This is a genomic window from Mycobacterium sp. (assembly GCF_050700595.1).
Classification (GTDB): Bacteria; Actinomycetota; Actinomycetes; order Mycobacteriales; family Mycobacteriaceae; genus Mycobacterium.
In genome coordinates this window covers 1-9,724 of record NZ_JBOHHI010000193.1, presented here as the reverse complement: position 1 = coordinate 9,724, position 9,724 = coordinate 1, and the positions used below count along the sequence as shown (strand labels likewise).

At 66.2% G+C, this 9,724-nt stretch carries 9 protein-coding genes and 2 pseudogenes; 8 read left to right on the top strand and 3 right to left on the bottom strand.

The genetic code is table 11. The features are described 5' to 3' along the window. Window positions 1–80: pseudogene (locus tag ACRDTL_RS18160) on the top strand (hypothetical protein); the annotation flags it as partial. 25 nt (window positions 81–105) lie between these two features. On the opposite strand, the gene ACRDTL_RS18155 reads toward ACRDTL_RS18160, so the two are convergent. Continuing rightward, the gene (locus ACRDTL_RS18155) at window positions 106–951 is read right to left on the bottom strand and encodes an aldo/keto reductase (RefSeq protein ID WP_431508082.1); all 846 of its coding nucleotides are present in this window, start codon (window positions 949–951) and stop codon (window positions 106–108) included. 6 nt (window positions 952–957) lie between these two features. Further along, window positions 958–1,791: an aldo/keto reductase gene (locus ACRDTL_RS18150; RefSeq protein WP_431508081.1), complete on the bottom strand. Its 834-nt coding sequence runs from the start codon at window positions 1,789–1,791 to the stop codon at window positions 958–960. Between ACRDTL_RS18150 and ACRDTL_RS18145 the strand changes: the two genes are divergently transcribed. The 6 genes from ACRDTL_RS18145 (at window position 1,790) to coaD (ending at window position 8,901) form a co-directional block, all read left to right on the top strand. Then, on the top strand, window positions 1,790–2,908 hold the full coding sequence (locus tag ACRDTL_RS18145; RefSeq protein WP_431508080.1) for an alpha/beta hydrolase: 1,119 nt from the start codon (window positions 1,790–1,792) through the stop codon (window positions 2,906–2,908). The two genes, ACRDTL_RS18150 and ACRDTL_RS18145, sit on opposite strands and share 2 nt — an antisense overlap. Window positions 2,909–2,999: 91 nt before the next feature. Next, window positions 3,000–3,767 carry a DsbA family protein gene (locus tag ACRDTL_RS18140; RefSeq protein ID WP_431508079.1) on the top strand — a complete coding sequence of 256 codons (768 nt, stop codon included), beginning with the start codon at window positions 3,000–3,002 and terminating at the stop codon, window positions 3,765–3,767. Continuing rightward, the gene (locus tag ACRDTL_RS18135) at window positions 3,764–4,393 is read left to right on the top strand and encodes a vitamin K epoxide reductase family protein (protein WP_431508078.1); all 630 of its coding nucleotides are present in this window, start codon (window positions 3,764–3,766) and stop codon (window positions 4,391–4,393) included. The genes ACRDTL_RS18140 and ACRDTL_RS18135 overlap by 4 nt, the downstream gene beginning before the upstream one ends. A gap of 19 nt (window positions 4,394–4,412) precedes the next feature. Beyond that, entirely contained in the window at window positions 4,413–7,844 is a 3,432-nt protein-coding gene (locus ACRDTL_RS18130; RefSeq protein WP_431508077.1) for a pyruvate carboxylase, read from the top strand. Further along, entirely contained in the window at window positions 7,841–8,407 is a 567-nt protein-coding gene (gene rsmD / locus ACRDTL_RS18125) for a 16S rRNA (guanine(966)-N(2))-methyltransferase RsmD (protein ID WP_431508083.1), read from the top strand. Before ACRDTL_RS18130 ends, rsmD begins: the two co-directional genes overlap by 4 nt. An 11-nt stretch (window positions 8,408–8,418) precedes the next feature. Next, window positions 8,419–8,901, top strand: a complete 483-nt coding sequence (coaD, locus tag ACRDTL_RS18120) for a pantetheine-phosphate adenylyltransferase (protein WP_431508076.1) — start codon at window positions 8,419–8,421, stop codon at window positions 8,899–8,901. 23 nt (window positions 8,902–8,924) lie between these two features. Here coaD and ACRDTL_RS18115 read toward each other — a convergent pair. After that, window positions 8,925–9,224 (bottom strand): annotated as a pseudogene (locus tag ACRDTL_RS18115) (HNH endonuclease signature motif containing protein); the annotation flags it as partial. Window positions 9,225–9,255: 31 nt separating this feature from the next. On the opposite strand from ACRDTL_RS18115, the gene ACRDTL_RS18110 reads away from it, so the two are divergent. Then, on the top strand, window positions 9,256–9,618 hold the full coding sequence (locus ACRDTL_RS18110; protein ID WP_431508075.1) for a hypothetical protein: 363 nt from the start codon (window positions 9,256–9,258) through the stop codon (window positions 9,616–9,618). The last annotated feature ends 106 nt before the right edge of the window (window positions 9,619–9,724 follow it).

The window sequence follows — 9,724 nt, the reverse complement described above, 5'->3', positions numbered from 1 at the left end:
TGCGCGGCTACGCGCTGCCCGTCGACCAGCCGTCGGCGGATGTATTGCGTCAGGCGGCCGCCACCTGTCCAACGGGATAAGTTCCGGGCGGTGGACAGATAGAAGCTATGCCCCCGTGTAGGTCAGCGGATCCTCCCGCACCCGGGTGCCGTCGTTCAGCCCGCCCAGTGCATCCATGTGTTCGGCGGCTAACTCGAAATCGAACACATCGAAATTGCTGGCGATCCGCTCGGGTTTGCCCGAGCGGAAGACGACCGCATCACCGAGTTGGAGGTTCCACCGGATCAGCACCTGCGCGGGTGTCCGGCTGTATTCGGCGGCGATGGAGGTCACCGTGGAGTTGTCCAGCAGCCTGCCGACGGCCAGCGGACTGTAGGCCTGGGTCACCACATTGTGCCGGGCGTTGGCGTTGCGCAGTTCGGCCTGATTCAGCAGCGGGTGTAGCTCGATCTGGTTGACGGCCGGCGTGACGAAGGTGAGATCCATGACCGTCGAGACATGTTCCTCGGTGAAGTTCGCCACGCCGACGGAGCGGACATAGCCGTTTGCGCGCAATTGGATCAGGCCGCCGAAGCTGTCCACGTACTTGCCCAGCTGCGCGGCCGGCCAATGGACCAAATACAGGTCGAGGTAGTCCAGCCCGAGCCGCTCCAGGCTGGCCTTGCCAGCCTCCTGGGTGGTCGTGATTCCCTGATCGGCGGTGGCCAGCTTGGTGGTGACGAACAACTCGGCCCGGGGGATCCCGGAGGCCGCGATCGCGCGCCCGACGGCGGCCTCATTGCCGTATACCGCGGCAGTGTCGATCAGCCGGCAGCCGACCTCCAGCGCCGCCGACACCGCGTGTTCGGTCTCGGCCTCCGACAATTCCGCGACGCCGAGCCCAAGCACCGGCATGGTGTTCTCGTCATTGAGCGCAATATTGGGGACGGAGACGCTCGACTCGCCAGTCAACGTCATTCACCTGCCTGTGAAATTGAAGGTTCGTGGATCCGGACCAAGTCGAGTACCGTCGTCCAGCTTGGAGATGGACGTCATCTCGTCCGCACCGAGTTCGAAATCGAACACGTCGAAATTACTCGCAATCCGCGTGGGGTTCACCGACTTGGGGATGACGATATTACCGAGTTGCATATGCCACCTGATCAACACCTGGGCAGGTGTGCGGCCACAGCCGTCGGCCACCGCGGTGATGGTCGGGTGCCTCAGTAGCGACCCCTGCCCGAGCGGTGCCCAGGCTTCGGTGGCGATACCGAGCCGCGCGTGCACCTCCCGCAGCGCGGTCTGCGGCAGTCGAGGATGCAGTTCGACCTGATTGACGGCCGGCACAACGCCGGTGGCGTCGATGAGGACCTGCAGATACTCGGCCTCGAAATTGCTGACCCCGATCGATCGGATCCGGCCCTGGTCGCGCAGGTGGGCGAAAGCCTTGAACGTGTCGACGAACTTGCCCAGCTGCGGCATCGGCCAATGCACCAGGTACAAATCCAGATAGTCGATACCGAGCCGGTCCATGCTGGCGTCGAATGCCGCCAGCGTGCTGTCGTAGCCCTGGTCGGCGTTCCACAGCTTGGTGACCAAGTAGAGTTCGTCGCGAGGGAGGCCGGATTCGGCGACTGCACGTCCGGTCTGACGCTCGTTGCGGTAGGCCGCTGCGGTGTCGATATGCCGGTAACCCGCGCGCAGCGCCGCGCCCACCGCCTGCCCGGTGTCCTCTGGCGGGATCTGAAAAACTCCGAACCCGACCGCAGGGATGCAATTACCGTCGTTCAGCGTGACTAGGGGAGCAGCCATGAGACGAAGTCTGCCAGGCGTGCCGGACCTTCGGCTCGGAGCGCTTCGCGCCCCGCTCCGGCTGGCCGGCCGCGTGCAGAGCATTGCCACCAACGTCGGCCTCAAGGTCATTCCCCGGATTCCGGCCAGCGCCAAGCGCCTACTGTCCGGTGGTCGCTCGGTCACCGTCGACGGCAACACACTGGATCCCACCCTCCAGCTGATGCTGACCGCGCAGCGGGCCGCCGGCATCAACGGTCTGGTCGTCGACGACGACCCCACCGCCTCACGGGCCCAGGCACGGCAGGTGTGCCTGGGGTTTGGCGGTCCACAGATCCACGTCGAAGTCACCGAGATGTCGCTACCGGGGCCGGCCGGCAATATCCCCGCCCGCCACTACCATCCGGGCAGCGCCGAGCCGGCGCCGTTACTGGTCTTCTACCACGGCGGCGGCTGGGTGATCGGCGACCTGGACACCCATGACGCGCTGTGCCGGTTGACCTGCCGCAACGCCGAGGTCCAGGTGCTGTCGATCGACTACCGGCTGGCCCCCGAGCACCCGGCCCCGGCCGCCGTCGACGACGCCTACGCGGCTTTCCGGTGGGCACACGACCACGCCGCCGACCTGGGCGCGATTCCCGGCAAGGTCGCCGTTGGCGGTGACAGCGCCGGCGGCAACCTGGCGGCCGTCGTGTCGCAGCTGGCCCGTGACGACGGCAGCCCGACGCCCGTGCTGCAGTGGCTCATTTACCCGGTCACCGACTGCACCGCACAGACCAGGTCCCGCACGCTGTTCGCCGACGGCTGCGTGCTGACCAAGCACGACATTGACTGGTTCACCGCCCAGTATCTGGACGGTTCCGCCCTCGCATCCACGGATCCGCGGGTCTCGCCGCTGCTTGCCGATGATCTCAGCGGGTTGCCGCCCGCGCTGATCACGGTCGTGGGTTTCGACCCGTTGCGCGACGAGGGCGAGCGGTACGCCACGGCGCTGGGAGCCGCCGGCAACGCGGTGGACCGGCGCTGCTTCGGGTCGTTGACACATGCCTTCGCCAACTTCTTCCCGCTCGGCGGCGGCAGCGCGACCGCCACCGCCGAGCTGATCTCGGCGCTGCGCGCCCACCTCAGCCGCGCCTGAAAAGACGCCAGTACTCTCATAGGCGATCGCAGCGGGTCGCCGCCAAATAACCTATAGCCGAATAGCCGACAACCGGAGGATCAGCGAACCTGTGGCCAGCAAACCGAAACGCCCGGGCTACGACTTGAAGGCCGCCGGCCACCGACGCGATCTGGCGGTCAGAATCGGCCTCACCGCGATCGTGGTGGTCTTCGCCGTCGTCCTCGTCGGCTACATCGTCATGTCGCATAACAACAAGAAGGCCGCCGGTCACGGGCAAGCGGTTCAGGTCACCTCCAGCAAGCTGGTGACCAAGGACGGAAGCCACGACCCCAAGGCCGCCAAAGCCACGGTGTCCTTCTACGAGGACTTTCTGTGCCCGGCATGCGGTCACTTCGAGCAGACCTTCGGGCCCACGGTGTCCAAGCTGATCGACAGCGGTGCCATCGCCGCCGACTACTACATGGTGGGGCTGCTGTCCAGGCCGCAGAACGACGATTACTCCTCGCGGGCCGGCGCCGCGGCCTACTGTGTCGCCGACGAGTCGATCGACGCCTTCCGGCGCTTCCACACCGCGCTGTTCACCAAGAACCTGCAGCCCGCCGAGACCGGCACGACCTTTCCCGACAACGCACGATTGATCGAGATCGCGCGGGAGGCCGGCGCCGCGGGCACGGTTCCCGACTGCGTCAAGAGCGGCAAGTACATCGCCATGGTCGACGAGCTGCCGGCGGCCTCAGACATTCGTGGCACCCCGACGATCCGCATCAACGGCGAGGAATACCAATGGTCGACGCCGGACGCGCTGGTCGCCAAGATCAAAGAAATCGTCGGAGATGTGCCCGGACTCGATTCGGCGGCGACTCCGCCGGCGTCGTGACCGTCGCGGTGTCGGCACAGCAAGCGGGGCCGCTCGCCGACGCGGCGCCGGGTGCGCGAGTAGCGCGACCCAGCGCATGGTGGGTGTTGTTCGCCGGGGTGGTCGGGCTGACCGCGTCGGCGGCCCTGACGGTGGAGAAGATCAATATCTTGCTCAACCCGTCGTACGTGCCGTCGTGCAACATCAACCCGATCCTGTCGTGCGGGTCGGTGATGGCGACACCGCAGGCTGCGGTGCTCGGCTTCCCCAACCCGCTGATCGGTATCGCCGCCTTCACCGTCGTCGTGGTGACCGGTGTACTGGCCGTGACCAAAGTTGCGTTGCCACAGTGGTATTGGATTGGCCTGACGGTGGGGAGTCTGGTCGGTGCCGGGTTCGTGCACTGGTTGATCTTCACCAGCCTCTACCGAATCGGCGCGTTGTGCCCGTATTGCGTGGTGGTGTGGGCGGTCACCATCCCGCTGTTGGTGGTGGTCGCCTCGATCGCGTTTCGTCCGGTGATCGGGCGCGACGCGCTGGCCCGCGGGCTCTACCATTGGCGCTGGTCGATTACCGTGCTGTGGTTCACCGCGGTCATTCTGCTGATCGTGGAGCGGTTTTGGGACTACTGGTCGACACTTTTCTAAGGACGGTGAAGGGACGCACGTGATCTCGAAGGTGCTGGTGGCCAATCGTGGTGAGATTGCGATCCGCGCGTTTCGCGCCGCCTACGAGTTGGGTATCGGCACCGTCGCGGTTTACCCGTACGAAGACCGCAATTCGGTGCACCGGCTCAAGGCCGACGAATCCTACGAGATCGGCGAGGTCGGTCACCCGGTACGGGCGTATCTGTCGATCGACGAGATCGTCGACACCGCCCGCCGCGCCGGCGCCGACGCGGTGTATCCGGGATATGGATTCTTGTCGGAGAACCCCGAGTTAGCCGACGCGTGCGCGGCCGCGGGGATCACGTTCGTCGGGCCCAGCGCCGCGGTGCTGAAACTGACCGGAAACAAGTCCCGCGCGGTCGCGACGGCGGCCGACGCCGGCCTGCCGGTGCTGATGTCCTCGGCGCCGTCGGCGTCGGTGGACGAGTTGGTGGCCGCGGCGGGCGACATGCGGTTTCCGTTGTTCGTCAAGGCGGTTGCCGGCGGCGGTGGTCGCGGCATGCGGCGCGTCGACGAGGCCGCAGCGCTGCCCGAGGCGATCGAGGCGGCCAGCCGGGAAGCCGAGTCGGCGTTCGGTGACCCCATGGTTTATCTCGAGCAGGCGGTGATCAACCCGCGCCACATCGAGGTGCAGATTCTGGCCGACACACACGACAACGTGATCCACCTGTTCGAGCGGGACTGCAGCGTGCAGCGCCGCCACCAGAAGGTCATCGAGTTGGCGCCCGCGCAGAACCTGGATCCGCAGCTTCGGGAGAAGATCTGCGCCGACGCGGTCGCGTTCGCCCGCCATATCGGCTACAGCTGCGCGGGAACCGTGGAGTTCTTGCTCGACGAGCACGGTGAGCACGTTTTCATCGAGATGAATCCGCGCATTCAGGTCGAACACACTGTCACCGAGGAGATCACCGACGTCGACCTGGTCTCCAGCCAGCTGCGCATCGCCTCCGGCGAGACCCTCGACGACTTGGGGCTGGCCCAGGAGACGATCAGGCCGCACGGCGCAGCGCTGCAGTGCCGGATCACCACCGAAGACCCGGCCAACGGGTTTAGGCCGGACACCGGCCGGATCAGCGCCTACCGCACGCCCGGAGGCGCTGGCATCCGGCTGGACGGCAGCACCAACCTGGGCGCGGAGATCAGCGCGCATTTCGACTCCATGCTGGTCAAGCTGACCTGCCGGGGACGTGACTTTTCGATGGCGGTTACCCGGGCCCGGCGTGCGCTGGCCGAATTCCGGATCCGCGGTGTTTCGACGAATGTCCCGTTTTTGCAGGCGGTTCTGGATGACCCGGATTTTCAGGCCGGCCGCATCACCACGTCGTTCATCGATGAACGCCCGCAGTTGCTGACGGCGCGGTCGTCGGCCGACCGCGGCACCAAGATCCTCAACTATCTGGCCGACGTCACCGTCAACAAGCCGCATGGCTCGCGGACGTCGACGGTCTATCCGCACGACAAACTGCCCGACATCGATCTGTCGGTCGCGCCGCCGCCCGGTTCGAAGCAACGGCTGGCCGAGTTGGGGCCGGAGGGTTTCGCGCGCTGGCTGCGGGAGTCTGCCGCGGTGGCTGTCACCGAGACCACCTTCCGCGACGCGCACCAGTCGCTGCTGGCCACCCGGGTACGGACGGCCGGACTGATGAAGGTGGCGCCCTACATTGCCCGGCTCACACCGCAATTGCTGTCGATGGAGTGCTGGGGCGGCGCGACCTACGATGTGGCGTTGCGTTTCCTCAAGGAGGACCCCTGGGAGCGGCTGGCCGCGCTGCGCAAGACATTGCCGAACATCTGTCTGCAGATGCTGTTACGGGGCCGCAACACGGTCGGCTACACGCCCTACCCGGAGGTGGTGGCGTCGGCATTCGTCGAGGAGGCCACCGCCACCGGGGTCGACATCTTCCGGATCTTCGACGCACTCAACAACGTCGAGTCGATGCGACCGGCTATCGATGCGGTGCGCCAAACCGGTTCTGCAGTAGCCGAAGTCGCGATGTGCTACACCGGCGACCTGACCGATCCTAACGAGAATATCTACACCCTGGACTACTATCTCAAGCTCGCCGAGCAGATCGTTGACACCGGTGCGCACGTGCTGGGCATCAAAGACATGGCCGGCCTGTTGCGGCCGCCGGCCGCCCGTCGGCTGATCGGTGCACTGCGCAGCCGTTTCGATCTTCCGGTGCACGTGCACACCCATGACACCCCGGGCGGACAGCTGGCCACCTATGTGACGGCCTGGCACTCCGGCGCGGATGCGGTCGACGGGGCCGCCGGGCCGCTGGCGGGAACGACCAGCCAGCCCGCATTGAGCTCGATCGTGGCCGCCGCCGCGCACACCGACTACGACACCGGGCTGTCGCTGTCGGCGGTGTGCGATTTGGAGCCGTACTGGGAGGCACTTCGAAAGGTGTACGCGCCGTTCGAATCCGGGCTACCCGGACCGACTGGTCGGGTGTATCGCCACGAGATTCCCGGCGGCCAGCTGTCCAATCTGCACCAGCAGGCGATCGCGCTGGGTTTGGGGGACCGGTTCGAGGAGATCGAAAACGCTTATGCCGCAGCGGACCGGATCCTCGGCAGGCTGGTTAAAGTGACCCCGACGTCGAAGGTGGTCGGGGATTTGGCGTTGGCGTTGGTCGGCGCCGGAGTCAGCGCCGACGAATTCGCCTCGGATCCGGCACGATTCGATATTCCCGAATCGGTGCTGGGTTTTCTGCGCGGTGAGCTGGGTGATCCGCCCGGCGGCTGGCCCGAACCGCTGCGCACCGCAGCGTTGGCCGGTCGTGCGCCGGCCAAGCCGGCCCCGCAGCTTTCTCCGGATGACGAGGCGGCGCTGGCGTCGGCCGGCGCTAAACGACAGGCCACCCTCAACCACCTGCTATTCCCCGGACCGGCAAAGGAATTCGAGGCACATCGGGAAACCTACGGCGACACGTCGCAGCTGTCGGCCAACCAGTTCTTTTACGGTCTACGTCAAAACGAAGAACATCGGGTACAGCTGGAACCCGGCGTGGAATTGCTGATCGGACTGGAAGCCATCTCCGAGCCCGACGAACGCGGCGTGCGCACGGTGATGTGCATCATCAACGGTCAGCTGCGACCGGTGGAGGTCCGTGACCGCAGCATCGCCAGCACGGTTCCGGCTGCCGAGAAGGCTGATCGCGGCAATGGGGGCCATATCGCCGCACCGTTCGCCGGCGTCGTCACGATCGGGATCTGTCAAGGCGACCGGGTCAGGGCCGGTCAGACCATCGCGACCATCGAGGCGATGAAGATGGAGGCGCCGATCACCGCGCCCACCGACGCCGTAGTGGAGCGAGTGGCGGTATCGGCCACCGCCCAGGTCGAAGGCGGGGACCTGCTGGTGGTGCTGCGTCCCCCGCAAGCGGGTGGTGCGCCCCCGCAAGCGGGAGGTGCCCCCACCTGACGCGAGTTATCGGTGGCGTCGCCGGTGGGCGGCGCATCGCGGTCCCGCCGCGGGGTACCAGGCCGACCACCGACCGGGTGCGAGAATCGCTGTTCAACGTCTTGACCGCCCGGCTCGATCTGGCCGGAATGGCGATGCTGGACCTCTACGCCGGATCGGGGGCGCTGGGTCTGGAGGCGCTGTCGCGCGGGGCCGCATCGGTGATGTTCGTGGAGTCCGATCGGCAGGCCGCGGCCGTCATCGCCCGCAACGTTGCGACGCTCGGTCTGTCCGGCGCGACGGTGCGCCGCGGCCGCGTCACGGCGATCCTGGCCGCCGGCGCTGCCGCACCGGTCGGGCTGGTACTGGCTGACCCGCCCTACGATGTCGACGCCGCCGAGATCGGGACGGTGCTTGCGGCGCTGACCGCGCATGGATGGGCCGGTGCGGGAACCATTGTCGCGTTCGAGCGATCCAGCGGTAGCCCGCCGGTTGACTGGCCGGCCGATTGGGAGCCGTGGCCGCAGCGGATCTACGGCGACACCAGGCTCGAGCTGGCCGAACGGTCAATAGCCAACGTGTAGCGTCGTCATCCATGAGTGGCGCGGTATGCCCGGGGTCGTTCGACCCGGTGACGCTGGGGCACGTCGATATCCTCGAGCGCGCGGCCGCGCAGTTCGACGAGGTGGTGGTCGCGGTGCTGGTCAACCCGAGTAAGGAGGGCATGTTCAGCGTCGACGAGCGGATCTCGATGATCGAGGAGTCCACTGCTCATCTGCTCAACCTGCGGGTGGAATCCGGCTCCGGTCTGGTGGTCGACTTCGTGCGGTCCCGCGGCCTGACGGCGATTGTCAAGGGCCTGCGCACCGGCACCGACTTCGAATACGAGCTGCAGATGGCGCAGATGAACAAGCACATCGCCGGCGTGGACACCTTTTTCGTCGCCACCACGCCGCGCTATTCGTTCGTGTCGTCCTCGCTGGCAAAGGAAGTGGCGTCGATGGGTGGCGACGTGTCAGAGCTGCTACCCGAACCGGTCAACCGCCGGCTGGCCGGAAAGCTGCGCGAACGTTCATAACATTCGTTGACTGGCCGCAGTGACTACGGTTCGTCGCCATCCTCTTCGTCGTCGTTGCGCAGAAGCTTTTCGGGGTGGTGGAACCGGTTCACCCGGGGTTGGCCGTGGTCGAGGTGCGGTGGTGGGATCCACTCGGTGTCGCCGTGGGAGTTTTTGCGGGTGGTCCAGCCTTGTTCGGCGAGCGGATGATCGCCACCGCAACCGAACGTCAAGTCGTTGACGTCGGTGGTGCGGCACTTGGCGTAGGGGGTGCAATGATGGACCTCGGTGAAGTAACCGGGCACATCGCAGTTCGGGAAGGAACATCCGCGATCCCTGGCGTGACCGTTGAGGTAATGCACTATACTGTCGGGCATGAACGATCAACTTCCGATCATTCACGTCGACTACAACCCGGACCATGAGTTCGAGACCTTCGGCGACACCGGCGGCCAACCGATCCTGTCCTATCGGACACCCACGCCGCGTCAGCTCCGCAACCTTGAACGTCTCCGCGCGGGCAGGGATTACCGAGGTGACCTCCCCGATGGCTGGGTGCTCACCTACGAGGCTTCCTGGTGCGATGAGCGACGCGAGGAGGGCGAGCCTCCGGGTGAATTAGGCGATAACCCGGACGAGTACGTCACCGGCATCGTGGACCTGACGGCGGTCGACGAGGCCGTGAGAGCCGCGCAGGTGCACCTAGTGTCCCTGGGGTACCGGGAGCCGCGCCAATGAAGGCCGCCATCTATACCCGCATCAGCAACGATCCCACTGGCCAGGAACTCGGCGTGACCAGGCAGTTAGAGGACTGCCTGGCGCTGGCCGACACCCTCGGCTGGAC

Bases quoted from the DNA above. Each gene is read 5' to 3' on its own strand.
- ACRDTL_RS18150 (WP_431508081.1), bottom strand. From the start codon at position 1,791: ATGGCTGCTCCCCTAGTCACGCTGAACGACGGTAATTGCATCCCTGCG.
- ACRDTL_RS18145 (WP_431508080.1), top strand. From the start codon at position 1,790: ATGAGACGAAGTCTGCCAGGCGTGCCGGACCTTCGGCTCGGAGCGCTT.
- ACRDTL_RS18110 (WP_431508075.1), top strand. From the start codon at position 9,256: ATGAACGATCAACTTCCGATCATTCACGTCGACTACAACCCGGACCAT.
- coaD (WP_431508076.1), top strand. From the start codon at position 8,419: ATGAGTGGCGCGGTATGCCCGGGGTCGTTCGACCCGGTGACGCTGGGG.